Raw genomic sequence first — 23,694 nt, 5'->3', positions numbered from 1 at the left:
ATCAGCCGGTCGGCTGCCGCTCGGTCTCGTAGTCACCCTCGTCGTTCCGGGTGGGGTTCTCCCCAGGGTGCAACCAGGGTGGCAGTGTCGTCGGCTCGATCTCGTCCCGGTCCGTCCGGGCGGTGTCGGCACCGGAACCGGGTGCCGGACGGTGCGGGACGGGATTGCCCTGCTTCCCCACGCGCTCCCAGTCGGCCAGGATCCTGTCCGACGCCTCCTTCGCGGCCCGGTCGGTCTTCCCGTAGGCCTTGGCGGCGGCCACGGTGTTGTCTCCCGCCAGTGCGTAGCGGGCGCAGGTGGTGCTCAGGAAGCCTTCCAGCGCGTCCCGGATATCGGCCAGCTCGATATCCGCCCAGGTCTGTTTCCCGTCCTCGTCCGCGAGATGCTTGTCGGCCACCTTGGTGTGCTTGATGATCCGCATCAGCGGCTCATAGAGCTCGGCCGTGTCATAACAGCACTTCGCCATTTCCAGCACAGTGCTGATGTCGACGGTGAAATGGCCGCCGTGTGTCTTCGGGTCGCCGGTCGCCGTGTTCAGGCTGAGATCGTACAATTCGAGGTTGAAGCTTTTGATCTGGCTGATCCGCGACCGCAACTCGCCGACCTTCGCGGTGTAGTCACTCTCCAAGACGGTCAATTCGTTGTTGAGTTCGTCGATATCGCCGCCGAGCCGGAACACGACCTCCCGCACGCCGTGCGCGTACCCTTCCCGTTCGCCGGGTTTCAGCAGGTTCTCGCCGAGGAAACCGACCAGCCCCACCACGGCGCCGACACCGCCTGCCGGCGGGAACCAGATGCCCGCGACACCCAGGACCGCGCCTGCTCCGGCCACCACCTTCCAGGTGCTCGCCAGATCGGTGGTGATCGTCTCGGTCTCGCCGAGTGCCTTGGTGGCCTGTTGGATCGCGAACAGCGCGTCGTTACGCGCCATTTCCACGATCGCGGCGCGCAAGGAATACAAGTTGGCCAGCGCGCCGGTGATACCGGACTGATTTTGCAGTGTCGGCCCGACGGAGGCGAAGAATCCGTCTTTCGCCCGGTTGGCGGACAGACCGGTCCAGCTCGCCCACCAGTCGGTGTAATGCGTGCGCTCGCTCCAAAGCGCCTCGACATTGCTTCCCAGTTCGCGACCGTCGGCCTTGCCGAGGTTGCTGACGGGGGAGCCTTCCTCCGCTTCCAAGCCCAAACCCTTGCCGAGGCTGAGGAAGTCGTTGTGGGCGGCTTCGAGGAGGCTCAGATTGTGGGCGTCGAACATCGGCAGCTTGGTGAAAAGGGTGGTCCGCTCGTCCCATGCCCAGGTCTCCACCTGAGCGAGAATGGAACCGACGCCGCAGACGATCGGCTCGTCCTTGGGCGGATTCCGGTCACCGAGCACGACGAGGTGACCGGTTTTGCCCTCGCAGGTCACCGCGCTGAGTTCACCCTGCTGCCCGTCTTCCACCCAATCGAGGTAGGAGCACGTGCCGTAGTCGATATGCGCTCGCGCGGAGGGCGACCTGTAGTCCCAATGCTCGTTCGGCCCGGGCGCGTAGCAGCGAAGGATTCCCTGCGTCAGGTCACTCTGCACCTCGATCGCCGTCGCGGCGTCTTCCCGCCAGCGCTTGGTGAGAGCCTTGTGGAAAGTGTTCATGGCGGCGGTCAGCCGAGCGGTGTGACCAGGCCCGAGATAGTCGACCACGGTCGTCCCCCTTCATCTCCCCGATTTCGTCGAGCCTAACGCAGCGCCGGACGACCACGTGGTGAATGGGGATTCCCGCTGAGGCAACCACGGGTCGGTGCCACGCGTACATCCCGTACGCGGACGAGAGGGACAGGGTACGGGAACCAAACGAGGCGAACCCACGCCTGAGGAGATCGAGGCCACCCGCGCGTGTCTGGGCGAACGTGGTGTCGAGGTGGAAACGCCGGCCAGGCTGATCGCCGTCCGGGTCGGCGCGCGCCAGACGACGAACACCACCAGCAAGATGATCTTGACTGCTTGGGGGTCCCCTCCCCAGCTACCCAAAGGACTCCAGTCACGACATAGGAGTTCGACGCCGGGCCGGTGGAAGCGCTGAAGAGTGGGGAAGGGGGCCTTCGCACGCAGAACCCGAGTACATGAAGGACCCCTTCCTTGCGCCTAGGTACAGGAAGGGGTCCTTCATGTACTTCAACCCGGCATCACGCAAGAAGCGCCACAGGTCACGCAGTAGGTACCCAAGGGGAAGCTCGTTAGAACGATCATTGCCATTCGCGACCCCTTCACAAACGCCCGAATCGGGCACAGCTACCTGGAAAGTGTCCCTTGTGGACAGTCGAGAAGGTGTCAGGCCACTGTGACGAGCCCCCTCCGCCACCAGAACCCGAATCTTCACCAGCAGTTATGCGACTTTACCGGGACCCTGACCTTCAGGTAGGCAAGGAGGCCTTCACAGACCGGTGAGCGTTTCGGTCAGTCTCCGAGTGTCCTGTCGTCTTTGTGCGCGCCGTAGAACCGGGTCTGCCGGGACATGATCTCGCGCATCGTGGTTTCTCTCGGGACGCCGTACACCGTGCCCGGCAAGTCCAAGGTGCGCTGTAGTTCCCATAGTTCGTCGTGCCGATCCGGCGAGAACAGCGTGGCCGGATTCCCGGCGGCGATCCAGCCGATGGGGAGCACGGCGCCGGGTTCCAGCCGGGAATTGACGTGCAGCACGCTGTTGATCCGCAGTTCGGCCCCGGCCCCGGCGCCGGCGACCCGTCATCCGGAGGAGCGAGACACCGCCGCGCTGGTCTTCGCCCACCCCTCGGCTCGGCAGTTCGCCCGCGGATGGCTTGAGCGGTAAGGCGAAGACGGATCACTCTGGCACGGGCAGGCATTCGGCGAGCAGGCCGACGACGTCGTGCCAGGCCCGCTGCGCGTGGCGCGCGTGGTAGCCGACGCCGGGAAGCACCGCGTGGTCGACCGTGGGGTGGTGGAAGGCATGCAGGGCGCCGCCGTAGACCACGAGCCGCCAGTCGACGCCCGCCTCCTGCATTTCGGCGGTGAACGCCTCCCGTTGCGCGGGCGGCATGATCGGGTCTTCCGAGCCGACCCCGGCCCAGACCGGGCAGCGGATGTGCGCCGCTTCGCCCGGCCTGCCCGTGGTCAGCGCGTTCACCGTCGCGATCGCACGCAGGTCGACGCCGTCCCGCCCGAGTTCCAGCGCGATCGCGCCTCCGGTGCCGTAGCCGATGGCGGCGATCCGGTCCGGATCGGTCCGCTGCTCGGCGCGCAGCACGTCGAGGGCCGCGTGGCCGATCTCCCGCATCCGGCCGTGGTCGTCGAGCAGGGGCATCACGTACGCCAGCATCTCGTCGGGATCGTCGAACCAGCGCCCGCCGTTGATGTCGAAGGCCAGCGCCACGTACCCCAATTCGGCGAGAGCGTCGGCCCGGCGACGTTGGAAATCGTTCAGCCCCGGCCCCTCGGGCCCGATCAGGACCGCGGGCCGGCGGCCGGCACCGGCCGGGAGCGCGAGGTGCCCGATCATCGTGAGTCCGTCGGCGGGGTATTCGACCGTGCGTGTGGTGACCGGCATGAAACGGACTCTAATGATCGTCGAGCCCGGACGGGCGGGTGTTCACGGACAGCGGAACCGCGTCGCGATGTCCGTCCATTGTGGATTCAGGGGTGCGGGACGGGATCAGCCGGAACAAGGCCATCGCGCTGATCATGCTGACGCCGCAGATCGCGGCCAGGTACCAGGTGATGCCGGTGGTCGAGCCGGTGGCGTTGAGCACCGCGGTGGCGATCATCGGAGCGAGCCCGCCGCCGAGGATCGCGCCACCCTGCAGCAGCAGCGACATACCGGAGAACCGGACGTTGACCGGGAAGGTGTCCGCGATGATCGCGCCCTGCACGCAGTGGGTGATCGGGACGACCAGGCCCATACCGGCCAGTGCGAGCATCGCGAACCCGGTGTTGCCGGTGTTCAGCAACGGGAAGAAGGCAAGGCACCACAGCAGGAGCGCGGCCGACCCGGCGACGAACATGGTGCGCCTGCCGTGACGGTCGGCGATGCGCGTCCAGATCGGGATGGTGGCGAACCACAGCACGGCCGATCCGGTCACCGACAGGATCAGGAACTGCCGGTCGTAGTGCAGGTTCTGGGTTCCATAGGACAGGGTGAAGACCATGAACACGTAGGCGACCGCCGAGTTCGCGACGCCGACCAGCAGCGTCAGCGCGAGCCTGCCGAAGCCGACCTTGAGCGCCGCGCCGAGCGGGAACCGGACCACCTTGTCGTTCTTGGCTGCGTGGGTGAAGGACGGTGATTCGGTGATCCGCAGCCGGATCATCAGGCCGATCGCGACCAGCACGAAGCTCAGGAGGAACGGGATCCGCCAGCCCCACGCGGCGAACGCGCTCACGGGCATCACCGCGCTGCTGCCGAGGAACAGCAGATTCGCCAGCACCAGCCCGGCCGGGGTGCCCATCTGCGGGAACCCGGCGTACCGGTTCCGTTGATCGGCCGGCGCGTGTTCCATCGACATCAGGGTCGCTCCCGCGCCTTCGCCGCCGAGCCCGATGCCCTGCACGATCCGCATCGCGACCAGCAGGATCGGCGCCCAGATGCCGATCGCCTGGTAGTTCGGGATCAACCCGATCAACGTCGAGCCGATGCCCATCAGCATCAGCGAGACCACCAGCGTGGACTTGCGGCCGATCCGGTCGCCGAAGTGGCCGAACACCAGACCGCCGAGCGGGCGGGCGATGAAGCCGACGGCGAAGGTGCTGAACGCGGCAAGGGTGCCGACCGTGGGGCTCAGCGAGGGGAAGAACTGCTTGTTGAAGATCAGCGCGGACGCGGTGCCGTAGAGGAAGAAGTCGTACCACTCAAGGGTGGTCCCGGCGAGCGTGGCGGCGGCGATTCTGCGGGGCGCGGGTGCGTTCATCTGCGAAAACCCAATCGACTCGGGCGACAGCCGAGCGCGGCTGCCGGCGATTGGGCAGAAGCCTGACACCGTGAGGCATAGGCCACAAATGCCGAATTCCCGGTCTGCTATGCCCAAATTGGTATAGCTCGGGAGGTGGCGACGCGAGCCGGTCCCGCGACACGCTCGCTGGACCGTCGTGAGTGGCGATTCGGGGTTCTATTGAGGGGTGAGTCAAATGTGTCGCGGTCGTGGGGTGGGGGCCGGTGCGAGTCCGTTCGTCCCGGGGCGGAGCTAAGCCGTGACTCGCGTGTTTGGATGCCGCAGTCGGGTGTCCGGCGTGCGGTAGTGAGGAGGGGGCTTTCGCGCGCGGCCGCTGTGGCTGAGACCCATGGTCGAGATGTGTCGCGAAAGCCACTTTCGCGACGCCTGGGGTCGCGAAAGTGGCTTTCGCGACACGGTCGCCCCACGGCCCGCGAGCGAACACCTTTGCGTTACCCCTCAACAACCCAAAACGCCACTCACGAGGCGTTCGGTGGGCTCGGTGCCGGCGCCTGTGCCCACCGGGGCCAACCTGCAGCCGGAATCGTGTCGTCCGTCTGATCACGCGAGTCCCCCCTTGTGGCCCGTGAACCGACGCCAGGAGATCCACTCCGGTATGCCTTTTCAGGTATACCTAACGAGCAGATACGCATTTGTTCCGCATGGCGCGGCCGGTCAGAGTGAACGGCATGACGCAGTCAGTGCGGTGGATCCGCAACTTCGTGGACGGTGAGTTCGCCGAGCCGGACGGGCCGGGGTTCCCGGCGGTCGATCCGGCGACCGGCGCGGAGTTCGCCAGGGTGCACGAGGCCGACCGGGAGCTGGTGCACCGCGCGGTCACCGGTGCGCGCGCGGCGTTGCACAACGGCTGGGCGGACACGCCGGTGCGGGAGCGGACCGCGTTGCTGCGCCGGGCTGCCGACCGGATCGAGGCCCGGTTCGAGGAGTTCGTCGCGGCCGAGGTCGCGGACACCGGAAAGCCGGTCACCCAGGCCCGCGAGCTGGACGTGGCCCGCGCGGTGGCGAACTTCCGCACGTTCGCCGACGTGATCGCGGCCGCCGGCCAGGAATCGTTCGTCACCGATCTGCCCGGTGGTGCGCAGGCGCTGAACTACGCGGTGCGCAAGCCGCTCGGCGTGGTCGCGGTGATCGTGCCGTGGAACCTGCCGCTGCTGTTGCTGACCTGGAAGGTCGCGCCCGCGCTCGGCTGCGGCAACGCGGTCGTCGTCAAGCCGAGTGATCAGACCCCCTCCACCGCGACCCTGCTCGCCGAGGTGCTGGCCGAAGTCGGCTTGCCCGCTGGTGCCTACAACGTGGTGCACGGGTTCGGCGGCGACTCGGCGGGGCAGTACCTGACCGAGCACCCCGGCATCGACGGGGTGACGTTCACCGGCTCATCCGCCACGGGAACCCAGGTGATGCGCACGGTCGCGCCACGCGTCCGGCCGGTGTCGTTCGAACTCGGCGGGAAGAACGCCGCCATCGTGTTCGAGGACGCCGATCTCGACGAGACGCTCGCCGGGCTGACCCGGTCGGTGTTCGCGAACACCGGGCAGGTGTGCCTGTGCACCGAGCGGGTGTACGTGCAGCGTTCGGTGTTCGATGACGTGGCCGCCGGGCTGGTGGAGCGGGCGCGTGGGTTGCGGCTCGGCGACCCGTCGGCGGAGCGGACCACCACCGGCCCGCTGATCTCGCCGGAGCACCGGCGCAAGGTGCTGGACTACCTCGCGCTCGCCGAGGAGGCCGGCGCCAAGACCCTGACCGGCGGCGGGATTCCCGAGCTCGGCCCGGAACTCGACGGCGGCTCGTGGCTGGAGCCGACCGTGTGGACCGGCCTGACCAACAAGGACCGGCCGGTACGGGAGGAGATCTTCGGCCCGGTGGCCGCGCTGATCCCGTTCGACACCGAGGACGAGGCGATCGCGTTGGCCAACGACACCGAATACGGGCTCGCGTCCTCGGTGTGGACCCAGGACCTGCGCCGGGGACACCGGGTCGCGCAGGCCATGCACGTCGGCATGTCCTGGGTGAACACCTGGTTCCTGCGCGACCTGCGCTCGCCGTTCGGCGGGATGGGGCTTTCCGGGATCGGCCGGGAGGGTGGCGCGTCTTCGCTGCACTTCTACACCGAGCCGACGAATGTGTGCGTGCGGCTGTGACCGCGCCGATCGAGGCGGCCGCCGCCCGGCTCGCGACCGCGGCGAGCACCGCGACCCCGTGCCCGCCGGTGCGCGAACTCCTTGGCGCGCAAGATGTCGACGCGGCCTATGCGGTGCAGCGCAGACTGCGTGACGAGCGGGTCGCGGCGGGCGCCAGGGTCGCCGGGGCGAAGATCGGGCTGACCGCGCCTTCGGTGCAGCGGCAGTTCGGCGTGTACCAGCCGGACTTCGGCGTGCTCTTCGACGACATGCTGTGCGCGCACACCGAACCCGTTCCGTATCGGCGGTTCCTGCAACCCCGTGCCGAGGGCGAGATCGCGTTCGTACTCGGCCGCGATCTGGACGTGCCGGGCGCTTCGGTCGCGGACGTGCTGCGGGCGACGGAGTTCGTACTGCCCGCGATCGAGATCGTGGACTCCCGGATCGACGCCTGGGATCTGTCCATCGTGGACACGGTGGCGGACAACGCGTCCAGTGGCGCGGTGGTGCTGGGGTGCACTCCGTTCTCGTTGACCGGCCGGGATCTCGCCGCGACCGGGATGACCTTGGAGCTGGACGGGGAAGCGGTGTCGTTCGGCGCGGGTCATGCCTGCCTCGGCTCGCCGGTGGTCGCGGTCGCGTGGCTGGCTCGCGAGCTGGCCGCCCGCGAGCAGCCGTTGCGCGCGGGTGACGTGGTGATGTCCGGGGCGCTCGGCCCGATGGTGCCGGTCACGGGAGCGGGCCGGTTCCGGCTGCGGCTCGACGGACTCGGGGAGGTCGACGCGGTGATCGAGGAGGAGACTCAGTGACAGCAACGGTTCCGGTCGCCGTCATCGGCTCCGGCAACATCGGCACCGATCTGATGATCAAGGTGCTGCGGTTGTCGAAGTCGCTGCGGATGGCCGCGATGGCGGGTATCGATCCGGCCTCGGACGGGCTGGCCAGGGCCGCCAGGCTCAAGGTGGCCACCACCCACGGCGGTATCGACGGCCTCGCCGCACTGCCGGAGTTCGCCGACGTGCGGGTGCTCTTCGACGCGACCTCGGCAGGCGCGCACCGGCGGCACGCGGAGGTGGCCGAGGCACACGGCAAGCTGATGATCGACCTGACCCCGGCCGCGCTCGGCCCGTTCGTGGTGCCGCCGGTGAACCTGGACGAGCACCTCGCCGCGCCGAACGTGAACATGGTGACCTGCGGCGGACAGGCCACGATCCCGATCGTGGCCGCGGTGTCCTCGGTCGCGCCGGTCGCGTACGCGGAGATCGTCGCGTCGATCTCGTCCCGCTCGGCAGGGCCGGGAACCAGGGCGAACATCGACGAGTTCACCGAGACCACCGCGGCCGCGATCCGCGAGGTCGGCGGCGCCGCGATGGGCAAGGCGATCATCGTGCTGAACCCGGCCGACCCGCCGATCGTCATGCGGGACACGGTGTACTGCCTGGTCGAGGGGGAGCCGGACCGGGAGAAGATCGCGGCGTCTGTCCGGCTGATGGCCGAGCGGGTGCGCGAGTACGTGCCCGGCTACACACTGAAACAGGAAGTGCAGTTCGACCCGGTGTCCCGGCAATGGGTGCCCGAGCTCGGCAGGGAGATCTCCGGGCTCAAGGTCTCGGTGTTCCTCGAAGTGCTGGGCGCGGCCCACTATCTGCCGGACTACGCGGGAAATCTCGACATCATGACCTCGGCGGCGCTGCGCACGGCCGAGCGGATCGCCGAACTGAGGGGGTGGCTCGGATGAAGGTCTACCTCCAGGACGTGACCTTGCGCGACGGTATGCACGCGATGGGGCACGCGTACACAGTGGACCAGGTCCGGCGGATCGTGTCCGCTGTGGACAAGGCGGGCGTGGCGGCGATCGAGGTCGCGCACGGCGACGGGATCGGCGGGTCCAGCGCGACGTACGGATTCGGCGCGCACACCGATGAGGAGTGGATCACCGCGGCCGCGGAGGTGATCGAGAACGCCACGCTGACCACGTTGCTGCTGCCCGGCATCGGCACCATCGGACAGCTGCGCCGCGCCCACGACCTCGGGGTGCGCAGCGTCCGGATCGCCACTCACTGCACCGAGGCCGACGTGGCCGCGCAGCACATCGCCTGGGCTCGCGAGCAGGGCATGGACGTGTCCGGATTCCTGATGATGAGCCATCTTTCCCCGCCGGCCGCGCTCGCCGAACAGGCCAGGCTGATGGAGTCCTACGGCGCGCATTGTGTGTACGTCACCGATTCCGGTGGGCGGTTGACGATGAACGGGGTCGCCGAGCGGATCGACGCGTACCGGCAGGTGCTCGGCGAGCACACCGAGATCGGCATCCACGCGCACGAAAACCTTTCCCTTTCGGTGGCGAACAGCGTGACCGCTGTCGAGCACGGCGCGTATCGGGTGGACGTCGCGCTGGCCGGGCAGGGCGCGGGGGCGGGCAACTGCCCGGCAGAGCCGTTCGTCGCCGTCGCCGACCTGCTCGGCTGGGAGCACGGCGCGGACCTGTTCGCGTTGCAGGACGCGGCGGACGACCTGATCCGCCCGCTGCGGGAGCGGCCGGTGCAGGTGGACCGCGAGACGCTGACCCTCGGTTACGCCGGGGTGTACTCGAGCTTCCTGCTGCACGCCGAGCGCGCGGCCGCCCGCTACGGACTGGACACCCGGCGGATTCTCACCGAGGTCGGCAGGCGGAAGCTGGTCGGCGGGCAGGAGGACATGATCGTGGACATCGCACTCGACCTGGTACGGAGCAGCACATGATGGCCACCGCGGAGATCTCGGCGCTCGCCGACCGGCTGGACACCGCGCAGACGTCGCGTGTGGACACCCCGAGTCTCGCCGACGATCACGAGTTCGACATCGCCGACGCGTACGCGATCCAGGCCGCGCTCGTGGCCCGCCGGGAGAGTCGTGGCGAGCGGGTGCTCGGGGTCAAGCTGGGACTGACCAGCAAGGCGAAGATGGCGCAGATGGGCGTGTCCGAAGTGATCGCCGGCAGGCTCACCGACGCGATGCGGGTCGCCGACGGCGGCGAGGTCTCGCTGGCGGGCTTCATTCATCCGAAGGTGGAGCCGGAGGTCGCGTACCGGCTGGCCCGCGACGTCGACCTCGCCGACCCCGCGTTCGACGTGGAGTCCGCTGTGGACGCGATGGCACCGGCGATCGAGATCATCGACTCCCGGTACCGGGATTTCCGGTTCACCCACACCGATGTGGTCGCGGACAACACCTCGGCCGCCGGGTTCGTGCTCGGACCGTGGCGCGCGTTCGGCGAGGTGGCGAACCGGGCGGTGCGGCTGCGGTCCGGGGACCGCGAGGTGACCGGCTCGACGGCGGCCATCCTCGGCGATCCGGTGCGCGCGCTGCACGCGCTGGTCGAGCTGTGCCGGAAACGGGACATCCCGTTGCGGGCCGGGCAGGTGGTGCTGGCGGGAGCGGCGACCGAAGCGGTGCCGTTCGCGCCCGGCGTCGCGGAGGCGGACATCGCCGGACTCGGCCGGGTTTCGATGCGGGGGCTGGCATGAGCGGGCGAGTGATTTCCGGGCTGGCCAAGCCGAGGGGCCGGTTCCCGCATGTGAAGGTCGCGGGAGACCTGATCTTCGTGTCCGGGACGAGCTCTCGACGCCCGGACAACACGTTCGACGGCGTCGAGGTGGACGAACTCGGCACCACGAACCTGGACATCCGGGCGCAGACCCGCGCGGTGATCGAGAACATCCGCGGCATCCTGCACGAGGTCGGCGCCGACCTCGCCGACATCACCCAGATCACCACCTTCCTGGTTTCGATGAACGATTTCGGCGGCTACAACGAGATCTACGGCGAGTACTTCGACGAAACGGGCCCTGCCCGCACCACGGTCGCCGTGCACCAGCTGCCGCATCCGCATCTGCTGATCGAAATCCAGGCAATCGCTCATCTACCGAAAGACACGGAGGTCCCGCGATGACCCGCATTCCCGACGTCGTCAATTTCCAGGCCTGGATCGCCGAGCACGAGCATCTGCTCAAGCCGCCGGTGAACAACCGGACCATGGCGCTCGGCAACGATTTCATCGTGCAGATCGTCGGCGGGCCGAACCAGCGCACCGACTTCCACGTCGACCCCTATGAGGAATGGTTCTACCAGCTCAAGGGCAACATGCACGTGAACATCATGACCGACGAGGGCCAGAAGACCGTCCGTATCTCCGAAGGCGACACCTGGTTGCTGCCGGGCGATATCCCGCACTCGCCGCAGCGCCCGGAAGCCGACTCGATCGGCCTGGTCATCGAACGCGTCCGTGAGGAGGGCACGCTGGAGAAGTTCCAGTGGTACTGCCTCGAATGCGCCGCGCTGGTGCACGAAGTCGAACTCCAGGTGCGCGACATCGTCGAGGATCTGCCGCCGGTCTTCACCGCGTTCTACGGCGACGAGAAGGCCCGCACCTGCGGTGGCTGCGGCGCCCTTCACCCCGGGAAGGGTTGAGATGACCGGGCTGATCGACATCCACACGCATTACGTGCCGAACGGCTGGCCGGATCTGCGCGCGGACGCCGGGCCGGACGCACCGTGGCTGCGCGCGGAGACCGAGTCCGAGGCGATGATCATGATGGGGGACAAGGAGTTCCGCCGGATCGCCGCGGACTGCTGGAACGCGGAGACCCGGCTGCTGGACATGGACGCCGACGGCGTGCGCACCCAGGTGGTCTCCCCGACGCCCGCGTTCTTCAACTACGGCCGGACCGGCGAGCAGGCGGGCCGGATCGCCCGGATCTTCAACGACCTGGCGCTGGAGATCGTGGCACCGGCGTCGGACCGGCTGATCCCGTTCTGCCAGGTTCCGTTGCAGGACCCCGATGCCGCGTGCCGCGAACTGGAACGCTGCCTGGCCGCGGGGCATCGCGGGGTGGAGATCGGCAACCACGTCGGCGACCAGGATCTGGACAGCGCCGGGGTGGAAACCTTCCTGCAGCACTGCGCGTCGCTCGGGGTTCCGGTGTTCGTGCACCCGTGGGACATGGCCGATTCGCCCCGGCTGGACCGGTGGATGGCGCGGTGGCTGACCGCGATGCCCGCCGAAACGCATCTGTCGATCCTTGCGCTGGTGCTCGGCGGGGTCTTCGACCGGATCGACGCGAGCCTCAAGATCTGCTTCGCGCACGGCGGCGGTTCGTTCGCGTTCTGGCTCGGCCGGATGGAGAACGCCTGGCATCGGCGGAACGACGTGATCGGCACCTCGGAGTTCCCGCCGTCGCACTACCTCGACCGGTTCCACGTCGACTCGGTGGTCTTCGACGAGCGGGCGCTGCGGCTGCTCGTGGACACGCTCGGCGCCGAGCGGGTGATGGTCGGCAGTGACTACCCGTACCCGCTCGGCGAACGTCCGGTCGGCGAGGTGGTGCGCAAGAGCGGGTTCCTGAGCGAGACCGAGCGGCAGCTGATCACCAGCGGGAACGCCGAGCGCTTCCTGTCCTTGTCGTGACCGTCCTAAGGGGACATTCCGGCGGCGACGTCGGTCAGGCTGCGGATCAGCGCGTCCACCGATGGGCTGAGCGTGCGCTGGGCGGGCAGGGTGAGCCCGACGCTGTGCCCGATGGGTTCCAGCGCCAGCGCGACCCTGGTGATCCTCGGATCGTCCTTGGTGATCAGGCTGGGCAGGGCGGCGATCACGTCGGTTTCCAGCAGCAGTTGCCGCACGGTGAGGAACGACGTGGTCTCCACCCGGTTCGCCGGGAGCGGGAAGCCGTTGCGGGTGAACAACTGTTCCAGCTCGCGGCGCAACGCGGTCTCGGCTCCCGGCAGGATCCACGGATACTCCGCGAGGTCTGCCAGCTCGACGCCGGTCGCGCCCGCCAGTGGATGCGCGGTGCGCACCACCAGATCCACCGACTCGTCGTACAGCTTGCGCCGTTCGATCCGCTCGTCCGAAGGCGCGGTCAGCCTGCCGATGATCAGGTCGACCCGGCCCGCCTCCAGCTCGACCAGCAGCGCTTCCGGAGAGCCCTCCCGGACCACGATGGTCAGGTACGGCCGCTCGGTCTTGATTGCCGCGATGGCGCGCGGCAGCAGCATGTTCGACCCCGCGAGATGGGTGCCGACCACCACCGTGCCGCGTTCGGCGTCGGCCAGCTCGGCGACGTGCCGCCCGGCCTGCTCGAGCTGGGCGAGCACCGCGCGGGCGTGCCCGGTGAACGCCTCGCCGAACACGGTCGGGGTGATGCCGCGCGGGCCGCGTTCGAACAACCGCACGTCGAGGATCTCTTCGAGTTCGTGCAGACTTCGGGTCGCCACCGGCTGCGTCACGTGCAACTCGGCGGCGGCCCCGACCACGGTGCCCTGCCTGGCCAGCGCGTCGAGCAGGACGAGATGGCGGAATTTCAGTCGGCCGTCCAGCAGGCGAGGCAAGATCACCAGCCGATCCTACCCGCGAGGTGCGTATGACCACGATTGTCCGAACCGGACCGATTCGCTATGCCACAGCGGCGCGGTTCGCGCCGCCGGTCGCCGTTTCGGCGCAGGCGCCGTCCAGCGGGGAGATCAGTCCGCAACCGCCGTCCCGGCTGGACCGCGTGATGGGACCGCCGCGCGATCGCCTGCCGCAGGGCGAGGACTGTCTCAACCTGACGATCAGCACCCCCGGCCTGGATGACGGACGCAGGCCGGTGCTGGTGTGGCTGCACGGTGGCGGATTCTCCAGCGGTGGCGGATTGCTGGACTGGTACGACGGCGGTGCGCTGGCGGCCGAAGGCGACCTGGTGGTGGTCGGCGTCAGCTACCGGCTCGGCGCGCTCGGCTACCTGTATCTGGACGGGGTCAGCCCCGGCAACCTCGGGCTGGCCGACCAGGTCGAGGCGCTGCGCTGGGTGCGGGCCAACATCGCGGCCTACGGCGGCGACCCGGACAACGTGACGGTCGCCGGGCAGTCCGCGGGCGGCATCTCCATCCGGCTGCTGATGGATCTGCCCGAGGCACGCGGCCTGTTCCGGCGGGCGATCCTGCAGAGCGCGCCGCTCGGCCTCGGCTCCCGTTCGCCCGAGCGGGCGGAGAAACTCGGCCAGGTGTTCGCCGACGCGCTCGGCACCGACCCTCGCACCGCCGGAATCTCGGAAATCCTTGCGGCGCAGAGGGAAACCGCGCTGACCAACCTGCGGCTCACCGGCGACCCGATGGAGCCCGCGTTCATTCCGGTGGACACGCTCGACAAGGCGTCCTTCGCGGACAACGTGCGTGACCTCGAAGTGCTGTACGGCTGGAACGCCGACGACATGACCGCGTTCCCCGGCGCCGCCGGCACCGACGAGATCTACGTCGAACCGCTGGCCGCTTTCGGCGACCAGTTGCGCTCGGCCGGAGCCGGCGTCTGGTCGTATCGCCTGGACTGGCGGCCGGAGGGGTCCGAGTTCGGCGCCACCCACTGCCTGGAACTGCCGCTGCTGCTCGGCACCCAGGGGGCCTGGCAGGACAGTCCGATGCTCGGCAAGGTCCCGTGGCCCGAGGTCGATGCCTTCGGCGCCGCCCTCCGCGCCGTCTGGGCGACCTTCGCCCGCACCGGCACCCTCGACCCCGCTCCGGTCGCGGGCCGCCCCATCCGCTTCGGTCCCGAACTAGCGTGATCAGAGCCGTAACTCGCGTGATTGGAAGCGTAACTCGCGAGATACGCCTCGAAGCACGCGAGTTACGGCTCCAGGCACATTCACAGGCCTGGTGAAAAGGCCCTGACAGTAGAGGTGGGAGCGCGCCCGGTCAAGACGTTGTGCTGACCGGGCGCGCGGTCCTATCGTGTTCATCGAAGCGCTTCGACAGTTCGGATCACCGCGGATTCCGAGGAGGCCACGATGGCCGGCGAGCATCACCACTTCTCTGGAGGGAACCTCTGATGTCGAAGCGAGTACTGGCCGCCGCGATGGTCGCCATGCTGGCCGTCGCGGGCTGCGGGTCCGGATCCGGCAGCGGCGACCCGAAGACCCTGAAGCTGTGGCACTACGAGCCGCCGGACAGTGCGATGGGCGTGGCCTGGGCCGAGGCGATCGAGCAGTTCGAAGCGACCCATCCCGGCGTCAAGGTCGCCTTCGAGGAGAAGGGCTTCGAACAGATCCAGAAGACGGCGCCGATGGTGCTCAATTCGGGCGACGCGCCGGATGTCCTGGAATACAACAAGGGGAACGCCACCGCCGGGCTGCTGTCCAAACAGGGGCTGCTGACCGACATCAGCGAAGAGGTCGCCAAACGCGGCTGGGACAAGCAGCTCACCCCGGCCCTCCAGACCACCGCCCGTTACGACGAGAACGGCGTGATGGGATCCGGCAACTGGTACGGCGTCCCGAACTACGCCGAGTACGTGAAGATCTTCTACAACAAGGACATGTTCGCGCAGCAGGGCCTCGAAGAGCCGCGGACCATCGAGCAGCTGACCGCGGCCATGGCGAAGTTCGCCGGTGCCGGGGTCACCCCGCTGGCCGTCGGCGGCTCGGAGTACCCGGCGCACCAGGTCCTGTACCAGCTCGCCCTCACCAAGGCCGACCGCGGCTGGGTGGACCGCTACCAGCGCTACACCGGCAAGGTGGACTTCCACGACGCCGCGTGGACCTACGGCGCGACGACCTTCGCCGACTGGGTGAAGAAGGGCTACATCAGCAAGGATTCGGCCGGGGTCGACGCCGAGGGTATGGGCATGTCGTTCATGCAGGGCAAGTACCCGATCATGATCAGCGGCAGCTGGTGGTACGGCAGGCTGGTCCAGAGCATCAAGGACTTCCAGTGGGGTTCGGTCCCGTGGCCGGGGATGACCTCGGGTTCCGCGGGCAACATGTGGGTCATCCCCAAGGGTGCGAAGAACCGCGACCTCGCGCTCGACTTCATCGCGATCACGATGTCCCAGCCCATCCAGGACAAGCTGCGTGAGGCCGGCGGTGTCCCGGTGGTGAACAGCCCCATCCCATCGGCCGAGCCGCGGCTGAAGGACCTGGTGGAGGACTTCACCGCTCTGTCCACACAGGACAGGCTCGCGTTCTATCCCGACTGGCCCGCCCCCGGATACTACGACGTCCACGTCTCCGCGACGCAGAAACTCATCACCTCGAGCGCCGAGCCGTCGCAGGTGCTCGACGAGCTCGCCAAGCCCTACGAGGAGAATCTGGCGAACGTCGGCAAATGACCAGGGGACGGGGAAACTACCTGCTCTTCCTGATCCCCGGCGCGTTGCTGCTGATCGCGGTGATCCTGGTGCCGTTCGCGATGAACATCGGTATCAGCTTCACCCAGTGGTCCGGCGCCGGCGATCCGAAGTGGACAGGGCTGGACAACTACCGGCGGTTGTTCGCGGACGACGTCTTCTGGGCGTCGTTCCGCCACAACCTCGGGCTGGTGGTGGCGATGGCCATCGTGCCGACCGTGGCGGGACTGGTGATCGCGGCCGCGCTGTTCGATTTCGTGGCCAAGCGGTTCGGGACGCGAGCGGCCAGCGTGCTGCGAGCCTGCGTCTATCTGCCGCAGGTGCTGCCGATCGCGGTCGCGGGCATCGTCTGGAGCTGGATACTCGCGCCAGAGGGCGCGGTCAACGAACTCCTCTCCGCCGTCGGGCTCGGCTCGCTCGGCCAGAACTGGCTGGGCGACCCGGATTTCGCGCTGTGGAGCGTGATGGGCGTGATGGTGTGGATCCAGGTCGGCTATCCGGTGGTCATCTTCATGGCCGGGATGCAGCGTGCGGATCCCTCTCTGCACGAGGCGGCGGAACTGGACGGCGCGTCGTGGTGGGGCCGGTTCTGGCATGTGACCGTGCCACAGCTGCGGCCCGAGGTCTTCGTGGTCCTGCTGACCTGCACCATCGCCGCACTGAAGGTGTTCGGGCCGATCTACGTGCTGACCAGGGGAGGCCCGGGAGGGTCGACCAACGTGCCGTCGTACTACTCGTTCCAGAACTTCTTCGAGAAGACGCAGGTCGGCTACGGCGCGGCGATCGCGACCGTGCTCACAGTGCTGATCCTCGTGCTCACCACGGTGTTCCTCCGTATCCAGAGGCGAGGTGAGCACGCGTGAAGCGGCATGTGACGCTCTGGTCGTTGATCGTTCTCGCGGTCGTGATGCTGGCGCCGTTCCTGGTCGTGGCGTTGAACGCGCTGAAGTCCCCGGCCGAATACGCGGCCGACGGTCCTCTGTCCTTTCCGGACGGGGTGTACCTGCAAGGGCTGATCGACTTCTGGGTCCGGGTCGGGTTCGGGCAGAAACTGCTCAACAGCGTCGTGATCAGCGGGTCGGTCGCGGTGCTCGCGGTGGTGATCTCGGTGCTGAACGCCTACGCGCTGGGCATCGGCCGGGTCCGCGGCCGGACGTGGATCCTGGTCGCCTTCCTCATCGCGAACACGCTGCCGCAGGAAGCACTGGCGTACCCGCTGTACTTCCTCGCCAACGAGACCGGTCTCTACGACACCCAGCTCGGCGTGATCATCATCTTCACGATCATCCAGGCCGCGTTCGGCACCTATCTGCTGTCCTCGACGTTCGTCGGATTCCCGCACGAACTGCTCGAGGCCGCCTATCTCGACGGTGCGAACAAATGGCAGACCCTGGTGCGGATCGTGGTGCCGATCAGCAGGCCGACCCTCGGCGTGCTGTTCGTGTTCTTCTTCATCTGGACGTGGAACGAGTTCTTCCTGCCGCTGATCCTGCTGATCTCCAATGACACCCAGACCGTCCCGGTCGCACTGGGTGTGCTGCAGGGCCAGCGGATGATGGACGCGACCATGACCAGTGCCTCGGCGTTGCTCGGGGTCATCCCGGCGATCGCCTTCTTCCTGATCTTCCAGCGGACGTTGACACGTGGCATCACGGCAGGGGCGGTCAAATGAAGTTCAGCAACGGCTACTGGCTGCTGCGCGACGGGGTACAGGCGGCGCATCCGGTGGAGGTGTACGACCTCACCGCGGGGGACGGCCGGATCGTGGTGCACGCGCCGACCCATCCCGTCCGCCATCGCGGCGACCTGTTGAAGGGGCCGGTGGCGACGGTCGGGTTCTCCTCGCCGATGCCGGACGTGATCGGGGTGAGCGTCACGCATTTCGAGGGTGGGCTGCCGCGAGAACCCCGCTTCGGGCTGTCGGCCGTCGACGAGGAGGCGAAAGTCTCCGAGGACGGGCACACGCTCACCGCGGGCGCGTTGTCGGTCCGGCTACATCGCGGCGAGGGGTGGAAAGTCGACTTCGTCGCGGACGGCAAGGTGCTCACCACCAGCGGGGCCAAGGGCATGGGCTTCATGAGCCTCGACGGCGAGCACCATGTCCGTGACCAGCTGGACCTCTCAGTGGGGGCCCAGGTCTACGGGCTCGGCGAGCGATTCGGGCCACTGGTGCGCAACGGGCAGGTCGTCGACATCTGGAACGCCGACGCCGGCACGAGCAGCGAACAGGCCTACAAGAACGTCCCGTTCTACCTGACCAACGCCGGGTACGGCGTGTTCGTCAACCATCCGGGGCACGTGTCCTTCGAGGTCGCCTCGGAAGCGGTGTCGCGGGTGCAGTTCAGCGTCGTGGGCCAGTCGCTGGAGTACTTCGTGATCTACGGCCCGAGCCCGAAGGAGATCCTGCGCAAGTACACGGCGCTGACCGGCAGACCGGCGCTCCCGCCCGCGTGGTCCTTCGGGCTGTGGCTGTCGACGTCGTTCACCACGTCCTACGACGAGGAGACCGTCTCGGGTTTCGTCGACGGCATGATCGAACGCGACCTGCCGCTGAGCGTGTTCCACTTCGACTGCTTCTGGATGCGCGAATTCAACTGGTGCGATTTCGAATGGGACCCGCGGACGTTCCCGGACCCCGTCGGCATGCTGGAGCGGCTGAAAGCGCGCGACCTGCGCATCTCGGTGTGGATCAACCCGTACGTGGCGCAACGGTCGCCGTTGTTCGCCGAGGGCGTCGCGGGCGGGTACCTGCTGCGGAAACCGAACGGTGACGTGTGGCAGTGGGATCTCTGGCAGCCGGGGATGGCGCTGGTCGACTTCACCAACCCGGCCGCGCGCGAGTGGTACGCGTCCAAACTGGACGCTCTGCTCGAACAAGGCGTGGACTGTTTCAAGACCGATTTCGGCGAGCGGGTGCCGACGGACGTCGTCTACTTCGACGGATCCGATCCCGAGCGGATGCACAACTACTACACCTATCTCTACAACCAGACCGTCTTCGACGTGCTGCGCAAGCGGCGCGGGGAGGGCGAAGCCGTGGTGTTCGCGCGCTCGGCGACCGCGGGCTCGCAGCAGTTCCCGGTGCACTGGGGCGGCGACTGCGAATCGACGTACGAGTCGATGGCCGAGAGCCTGCGCGGCGGCCTTTCGCTCGGTCTGTCCGGTTTCGGGTACTGGAGCCACGACATCGGCGGCTTCGAGGGCACCCCGGATCCGGCGCTGTTCAAACGCTGGATCGCGTTCGGGATGCTGTCCTCGCACAGCAGGTTGCACGGCAGCTCGTCCTATCGGGTGCCCTGGCTGTTCGACGAGGAGGCCGTCGACGTCCTGCGGGTGTTCTCCAAGCTCAAGGCGCGGCTGATGCCGTACCTGTGGCAAGCGGCGGCACAGGCGGCGGCCGAGGGCACGCCGATGATGCGGGCGATGGCGCTGGAGTTCCCGGCCGATCCGGCGTGCGCCCACCTGGAGCGGCAGTACATGCTCGGCGACTCGCTCCTGGTGGCACCGGTGTTCTCGGACGAGGGCGAAGTGACGTACTACGTCCCGGACGGTGTGTGGACCGACTTCTTCACCGGCGACGAGATCCAGGGGCCGAGGTGGGTGACCACCGTCTGCGACATGCTCACCGTCCCGCTGCTGGTGCGTCCCAACACCGTTCTGCCGCTGGGCGCCGTCGACGACCGGCCGGACTACGACTACGCCGACGGCGTCACGCTGCGGCCGTACCGGCTGGAGGACGGCGCCAGGATCACCACCACCGTCGGTGGCTCGACGTTCCGCACCCGCCGGGAGGGCGACAGCGTCCACATCGATGTCGACTCCGCGCCCGACGGCTGGCAGGTGGGTTTTCCAGGGGGTGACGAGACGATCGTGGCGACGGGAAGCGCGTTGACGATTCGCGGCGCTGTCTCGTCGGAAGGCCGTGTCCTGTAAGTCATGTTCGCGGTCTTCGCGCCCAGGAGGTCCCTGGCGGCACGGGCGATTCCAGCCGCCGAAGGTCTACCGGTCGATGCTGTGGACTGGGGCCGGGTGGACCGGCCCGGAGGCGAGAGCAAAGATCCCTTGCTCCCTCTCCCGGCGACCGTGTGGATTTCTGGTCATCCAACGCACCAAAATCCACACAGTCAGCGACGGCCCTCCCGCGACACCAAAGGTCCCCCGCTCCCTTTCCACAGATCAGCACACCAGGCGATACTTACCGGACAGCGCCTAGGGCACCGGGAGTGCACGGCACGCGGCACCTAGGAAGGGGCCGGGCCGGTGCTGCCCCGCTCGGTCAGGCGGGGCGACAGCAACCGGACCTCGGCCTGGCCCCCGTCGTCGAGACGGCGCATCGCCATTTCGACGGCGAGGCTGCCGAGTTCGGCGGCGGGGATGGCGATCGACGTGAGCTGGACCGATTGCGCCTCGGCCATGTCCTCCGGGCAGACGGCCAGTACCGAGATGTCCTGGGGAACCTGCTTGCCGCGACGGTTCAGTTCGGACAGCAACGGGCCGAGGATGGCCTCGTTGTGCACGACCAGCCCGGTGACGCCGGGGTGTTTGGCGAACACGTCGTCGAGGCAGTCACGCAGCGCGTCGTAGGAAGGCGCGCAGGGGAACGAACCGGCGCGCACCTTGCGTTTCGTGGCCGTCTGGCGGAAGCCGCGCAGGAAACGTCCCGCGTAGCTCGTGCCGCGTTTGTAGACCGCGGGGGAGGGGCCGATCAGCGCGACCTCCCGATGGCCGAGGTCGGCCAGATGCGTGACGCTCGCGGCGCCGGCGGCGGTGAAGTCGAGATCGACGCAGGTCAGGTCGCCGGGGTCGGAGGGGACCCCGATCAGCACCACCGGCCGGTGCAAGGATCTCAGCACCGGGAGGCGGGGCTCGGAGGTCTCGACGTCCATCACGATCAGCGCGTCGGCGATGGCGGACGCGGCGATCCGGCGCAGGCCGTCCGGGCCTTCGTTCTTGGTCAGCAGGAGGACGTCGTGGTCGTAGGTGCGTGCCTCGGTGACGGTGGCCGCGACGAACTGCATGACCACCGGGACGTTCAGGTCCGTCCGCAGCGGGACGACGAGCGCGAGCACGTTGGTGCGGCTGCTGGCCAGCGCGCGGGCGCCCGCGTTCGGGTGGTAACCGAGTTCGCTGATGCTGTGCTGGACGCGGCGGCGGGTGTCCTCCGAGATCGAACGCCGTCCGGACAGCACGTAGGACACGGTGCTCGGGGAGACCCCTGCCGCCCGGGCGACGTCTGCGATGGTGACCATCAGCCGATGATAGAGGGAGTCGAATCGATTCGACGGGTTCAGCCCTTGCTCAGCTCGATCAACCGCGGCAAGGCGTCAGTGGGCAGCTCGACACCCCGGTAGGCCATGAGTTTGGTGAACTGGCGCATCGGCATCGAAGCGACCATGCGCATCCAGTCCGCGCTGCTCTCAGCCCGGTTGCTCTGTCCGGCGAGCAGCTCGCCGAGCTTCGGACCCACGATCGGGTGACCGAACCACTCCTCGACCGTCGAGTCGATGGACAGGACCGGGACGATGACGTCGCCGGCCAGCGTGATGGGCGCTTCGGCGACGATGTGCGCGGCGCTCCGGCCGATCTGGACGGCGTACTCGCCGGGCGAGACCACCCATCGGCTCAGTTCGATGTCGTACCAGGCGAAAGCGCGGCGATCGAGGGCGAGCTCGACCCGCCGGGTCTCGCCCGGTTCGAGCGAGATCTTGGCGAACGCGCGGAGCTCCCGTGCCGGGCTGCGGACGGGAGCCGCACCGGTGGCGACGTAGACCTGGACGACGTGTTTACCGGCGCGGGTTCCGGTGTTGGTGACGTTCACCGCGACGGTGGCGGAGTCGTCGCCCGTCGCCGTGACCGTCAGTTCGCCGGTTTCGAAGGTCGTGTAGGACAGGCCGTGGCCGAAGGGGTACCGGACAACGACCTCGGCGGTTTCGTAGTAGCGATAGCCGACCATGACCCCTTCGCCGTATCGGACGTGGCCGGACTCGCCGGGGAAGTTGAGATAGCTGGGGTTGTCCTGCAAACGCAACGGAATGCTCTCGGTGAGATGCCCCGACGGGTCGGTGACGCCGAAGAGGAGGTCGGCGAGCGCGCTGCCGCCTGCCTGGCCGAGCAGCCAGCCGTCGAGAATGGCGTCGACGTCGTCGTGCCAGCCCTCCAGTGACACCACGCCGCCGTGGGAGAGGACGACCACGGTGCGCCTGCTCACCGCCGCGACCGCCTTGATGAGCTCGACCTGTGCCGCGGGGAGGTCGATGGTGTCCCGGTCGAAGCCTTCGGATTCGTCCTTTTCGCCCAGACCGGCGAAGACCACCGCGACGTCCGCCTCACGGGCGATCTCGACGGCGTTGTCGGCAAGGTCGCTCGCGTAAGTCACGGATTCGCCGAGTGCCCGGATCGCGTCGAGCGCGGTGTCGACCCGGGTGGGATTGACGTGGGAGCTGCCCCCGCCCTGGAAGCGGGGGTTCGCGGCGAACTCGCCGACGACCGCCACCGCCGATCGCGTGGTCAGGGGGAGCGTGTCCCGGTCGTTCTTCAGCAGGACGGCGCAGTCGGCGGCGACCTCTCTCGCCACGCGGTGCTGCTCGTCGGGATCGACGTCGCCACCCGCGGGTACCGCCCGGCCGACGAGGTCGAGAACGCGGCGGACACTCCTGTCGACGAGGGCCTCATCGAGTTCTCCGCTCCGGACCGCTGCCACGATCTCGGCGTCGCCGCTGCCGCCGGTGCCCGGCATCTCGAGGTCCAGCCCGGCCGCGAGCGCGGCGACCCGGTCGTTCACCGCGCCCCAGTCCGAGACGACCAGCCCGTCGAAACCCCATTCGTCACGCAGGACGTCGGTGAGCAGACGGCGGTTCTGGGCGGCGTAGACGCCGTTGACCCGGTTGTACGAGCACATCACCGTCGCCGGACGCGCTTCGGTCACGACGCGTTCGAACGCCGGGAAGTAGATCTCGCGCAGGGTCCGTTCGTCGACCTCCACGCTGACCCGCATCCGGTCGGTCTCCTGGTTGTTGGCCGCGAAATGCTTCACCGACGCGCCCGCGCCTTCGGCCTGCATGGCCCGCACGTAGGCGCTGGCGAGCACCCCGGTCAGCAACGGGTCTTCGGAGTAGTACTCGAAGTTGCGGCCGCACAACGGGGACCGCTTGATGTTCACGCCCGGGCCGAGTACCACCGAGACCCCGGCCGCGCGGGCTTCCCTGCCGATGGCCGCGCCGATCCGCGCGGCGACCTCGGGATCCCAGCTGGAACCCACCGCGACCGACGGCGGGAAACACGTGGCGGACACGCTGTCGTGCACGCCGAGATTGTCGGCCTCGCTGTCCTGCCGTCGCAGGCCGTGCGGGCCGTCGGAGAGCATGATCGACGGAATTCCCGCCGCCTCGATCGCCTCGGTGTGCCAGAAGTCGCGGCCGGACAGCAGTGACGCCTTCTGTTCGAGCGTGAGGCCGACGGGTTCGATCTGGGAGGTCAAGGGGATTCCTTCCGGCCGGCAACTGT

Annotated in this window: 20 protein-coding genes; 13 read left to right on the top strand and 7 right to left on the bottom strand. The window is 68.2% G+C overall.

What is annotated here, in order from left to right; all coding sequences use genetic code 11:
* Position 1: 1 nt before the first annotated feature.
* From ACLJO0_RS29810 to ACLJO0_RS29795, 4 genes are all read right to left on the bottom strand, one after another.
* Entirely contained in the window at positions 2-1,678 is a 1,677-nt protein-coding gene (locus ACLJO0_RS29810; protein ID WP_410582010.1) for a hypothetical protein, read from the bottom strand.
* A 753-nt stretch (positions 1,679-2,431) separates the two neighbouring features.
* On the bottom strand, positions 2,432-2,674 hold the full coding sequence (locus ACLJO0_RS29805; RefSeq protein WP_410582009.1) for a hypothetical protein: 243 nt from the start codon (positions 2,672-2,674) through the stop codon (positions 2,432-2,434).
* Between the two features lie 142 nt (positions 2,675-2,816).
* Positions 2,817-3,539: a dienelactone hydrolase family protein gene (locus ACLJO0_RS29800; RefSeq protein WP_410582008.1), complete on the bottom strand. Its 723-nt coding sequence runs from the start codon at positions 3,537-3,539 to the stop codon at positions 2,817-2,819.
* 10 nt (positions 3,540-3,549) lie between these two features.
* Positions 3,550-4,896 carry an MFS transporter gene (locus ACLJO0_RS29795; RefSeq protein WP_410582006.1) on the bottom strand — a complete coding sequence of 449 codons (1,347 nt, stop codon included), beginning with the start codon at positions 4,894-4,896 and terminating at the stop codon, positions 3,550-3,552.
* Positions 4,897-5,606: 710 nt separating this feature from the next.
* Between ACLJO0_RS29795 and ACLJO0_RS29790 the strand changes: the two genes are divergently transcribed.
* From ACLJO0_RS29790 to ACLJO0_RS29755, 8 genes are read left to right on the top strand one after another with little or no spacing between them, the layout of a single operon-like run.
* The gene (locus ACLJO0_RS29790) at positions 5,607-7,076 is read left to right on the top strand and encodes a 2-hydroxymuconic semialdehyde dehydrogenase (RefSeq protein WP_410582004.1); all 1,470 of its coding nucleotides are present in this window, start codon (positions 5,607-5,609) and stop codon (positions 7,074-7,076) included.
* Positions 7,073-7,864 (top strand): 2-keto-4-pentenoate hydratase, encoded by a 792-nt coding sequence (locus tag ACLJO0_RS29785; RefSeq protein ID WP_410582002.1) that lies wholly within the window; start codon positions 7,073-7,075, stop codon positions 7,862-7,864. Before ACLJO0_RS29790 ends, ACLJO0_RS29785 begins: the two co-directional genes overlap by 4 nt.
* Positions 7,861-8,793: an acetaldehyde dehydrogenase (acetylating) gene (locus ACLJO0_RS29780; protein ID WP_410582001.1), complete on the top strand. Its 933-nt coding sequence runs from the start codon at positions 7,861-7,863 to the stop codon at positions 8,791-8,793. Before ACLJO0_RS29785 ends, ACLJO0_RS29780 begins: the two co-directional genes overlap by 4 nt.
* Complete coding sequence (gene dmpG / locus ACLJO0_RS29775) at positions 8,790-9,797, top strand: 4-hydroxy-2-oxovalerate aldolase (protein ID WP_410581999.1); 1,008 nt, start codon at positions 8,790-8,792, stop codon at positions 9,795-9,797. Before ACLJO0_RS29780 ends, dmpG begins: the two co-directional genes overlap by 4 nt.
* Complete coding sequence (locus tag ACLJO0_RS29770; protein ID WP_410581997.1) at positions 9,794-10,561, top strand: 2-keto-4-pentenoate hydratase; 768 nt, start codon at positions 9,794-9,796, stop codon at positions 10,559-10,561. Before dmpG ends, ACLJO0_RS29770 begins: the two co-directional genes overlap by 4 nt.
* Positions 10,558-10,986, top strand: coding sequence for a RidA family protein (locus ACLJO0_RS29765; RefSeq protein ID WP_410581995.1), 429 nt, complete (start codon positions 10,558-10,560; stop codon positions 10,984-10,986). The genes ACLJO0_RS29770 and ACLJO0_RS29765 overlap by 4 nt, the downstream gene beginning before the upstream one ends.
* A complete protein-coding gene (locus tag ACLJO0_RS29760) occupies positions 10,983-11,504 on the top strand; it encodes a 3-hydroxyanthranilate 3,4-dioxygenase (protein ID WP_396566540.1) in 522 nt (173 codons plus the stop codon). Before ACLJO0_RS29765 ends, ACLJO0_RS29760 begins: the two co-directional genes overlap by 4 nt.
* 1 nt (position 11,505) lies before the next feature.
* Positions 11,506-12,501, top strand: a complete 996-nt coding sequence (locus ACLJO0_RS29755; protein ID WP_410581993.1) for an amidohydrolase family protein — start codon at positions 11,506-11,508, stop codon at positions 12,499-12,501.
* Positions 12,502-12,506: 5 nt separating this feature from the next.
* On the opposite strand, the gene ACLJO0_RS29750 is transcribed toward ACLJO0_RS29755, so the two are convergent.
* Entirely contained in the window at positions 12,507-13,430 is a 924-nt protein-coding gene (locus tag ACLJO0_RS29750; RefSeq protein ID WP_410581991.1) for a LysR substrate-binding domain-containing protein, read from the bottom strand.
* Between the two features lie 26 nt (positions 13,431-13,456).
* Between ACLJO0_RS29750 and ACLJO0_RS29745 the strand changes: the two genes are divergently transcribed.
* The 5 genes from ACLJO0_RS29745 (at position 13,457) to yicI (ending at position 20,124) form a co-directional block, all read left to right on the top strand.
* Positions 13,457-14,632, top strand: a complete 1,176-nt coding sequence (locus tag ACLJO0_RS29745; RefSeq protein ID WP_410581990.1) for a carboxylesterase family protein — start codon at positions 13,457-13,459, stop codon at positions 14,630-14,632.
* A 263-nt stretch (positions 14,633-14,895) separates the two neighbouring features.
* Positions 14,896-16,173 (top strand): ABC transporter substrate-binding protein, encoded by a 1,278-nt coding sequence (locus ACLJO0_RS29740; RefSeq protein WP_410581989.1) that lies wholly within the window; start codon positions 14,896-14,898, stop codon positions 16,171-16,173.
* The gene (locus ACLJO0_RS29735) at positions 16,170-17,054 is read left to right on the top strand and encodes a carbohydrate ABC transporter permease (protein WP_125797518.1); all 885 of its coding nucleotides are present in this window, start codon (positions 16,170-16,172) and stop codon (positions 17,052-17,054) included. The genes ACLJO0_RS29740 and ACLJO0_RS29735 overlap by 4 nt, the downstream gene beginning before the upstream one ends.
* Positions 17,051-17,863, top strand: a complete 813-nt coding sequence (locus ACLJO0_RS29730) for a carbohydrate ABC transporter permease (protein WP_199749239.1) — start codon at positions 17,051-17,053, stop codon at positions 17,861-17,863. The genes ACLJO0_RS29735 and ACLJO0_RS29730 overlap by 4 nt, the downstream gene beginning before the upstream one ends.
* Positions 17,860-20,124 (top strand): alpha-xylosidase, encoded by a 2,265-nt coding sequence (yicI, locus tag ACLJO0_RS29725; RefSeq protein WP_410581988.1) that lies wholly within the window; start codon positions 17,860-17,862, stop codon positions 20,122-20,124. The genes ACLJO0_RS29730 and yicI overlap by 4 nt, the downstream gene beginning before the upstream one ends.
* Positions 20,125-20,432: 308 nt before the next feature.
* Here yicI and ACLJO0_RS29720 read toward each other — a convergent pair whose 3' ends face one another.
* Together ACLJO0_RS29720 and ACLJO0_RS29715 are read right to left on the bottom strand one after the other, a co-directional pair.
* The gene (locus ACLJO0_RS29720) at positions 20,433-21,440 is read right to left on the bottom strand and encodes a LacI family DNA-binding transcriptional regulator (RefSeq protein ID WP_125797516.1); all 1,008 of its coding nucleotides are present in this window, start codon (positions 21,438-21,440) and stop codon (positions 20,433-20,435) included.
* A 38-nt stretch (positions 21,441-21,478) separates the two neighbouring features.
* Positions 21,479-23,668 (bottom strand): glycoside hydrolase family 3 C-terminal domain-containing protein, encoded by a 2,190-nt coding sequence (locus ACLJO0_RS29715; protein ID WP_410581986.1) that lies wholly within the window; start codon positions 23,666-23,668, stop codon positions 21,479-21,481.
* Positions 23,669-23,694 lie beyond the last annotated feature (26 nt).

This window comes from Amycolatopsis sp. lyj-108 (genome assembly GCF_046549005.1).
In the GTDB taxonomy this organism is placed as follows: domain Bacteria; phylum Actinomycetota; class Actinomycetes; order Mycobacteriales; family Pseudonocardiaceae; genus Amycolatopsis.
Note: the sequence above shows the minus strand (reverse complement) of the source record. Positions and strands in the feature narration are given on the sequence as shown.

What these genes read in the sequence shown, in the direction of transcription:
- ACLJO0_RS29800 (WP_410582008.1), bottom strand. Translation starts at nt 3,539, where the DNA reads ATGCCGGTCACCACACGCACGGTCGAATACCCCGCCGACGGACTCACG.
- ACLJO0_RS29795 (WP_410582006.1), bottom strand. Translation starts at nt 4,896, where the DNA reads ATGAACGCACCCGCGCCCCGCAGAATCGCCGCCGCCACGCTCGCCGGG.
- ACLJO0_RS29790 (WP_410582004.1), top strand. Translation starts at nt 5,607, where the DNA reads ATGACGCAGTCAGTGCGGTGGATCCGCAACTTCGTGGACGGTGAGTTC.
- dmpG (WP_410581999.1), top strand. Translation starts at nt 8,790, where the DNA reads ATGAAGGTCTACCTCCAGGACGTGACCTTGCGCGACGGTATGCACGCG.
- ACLJO0_RS29770 (WP_410581997.1), top strand. Translation starts at nt 9,794, where the DNA reads ATGATGGCCACCGCGGAGATCTCGGCGCTCGCCGACCGGCTGGACACC.
- ACLJO0_RS29765 (WP_410581995.1), top strand. Translation starts at nt 10,558, where the DNA reads ATGAGCGGGCGAGTGATTTCCGGGCTGGCCAAGCCGAGGGGCCGGTTC.
- ACLJO0_RS29760 (WP_396566540.1), top strand. Translation starts at nt 10,983, where the DNA reads ATGACCCGCATTCCCGACGTCGTCAATTTCCAGGCCTGGATCGCCGAG.
- ACLJO0_RS29755 (WP_410581993.1), top strand. Translation starts at nt 11,506, where the DNA reads ATGACCGGGCTGATCGACATCCACACGCATTACGTGCCGAACGGCTGG.
- ACLJO0_RS29745 (WP_410581990.1), top strand. Translation starts at nt 13,457, where the DNA reads ATGACCACGATTGTCCGAACCGGACCGATTCGCTATGCCACAGCGGCG.
- ACLJO0_RS29740 (WP_410581989.1), top strand. Translation starts at nt 14,896, where the DNA reads ATGTCGAAGCGAGTACTGGCCGCCGCGATGGTCGCCATGCTGGCCGTC.
- ACLJO0_RS29735 (WP_125797518.1), top strand. Translation starts at nt 16,170, where the DNA reads ATGACCAGGGGACGGGGAAACTACCTGCTCTTCCTGATCCCCGGCGCG.
- yicI (WP_410581988.1), top strand. Translation starts at nt 17,860, where the DNA reads ATGAAGTTCAGCAACGGCTACTGGCTGCTGCGCGACGGGGTACAGGCG.
- ACLJO0_RS29720 (WP_125797516.1), bottom strand. Translation starts at nt 21,440, where the DNA reads ATGGTCACCATCGCAGACGTCGCCCGGGCGGCAGGGGTCTCCCCGAGC.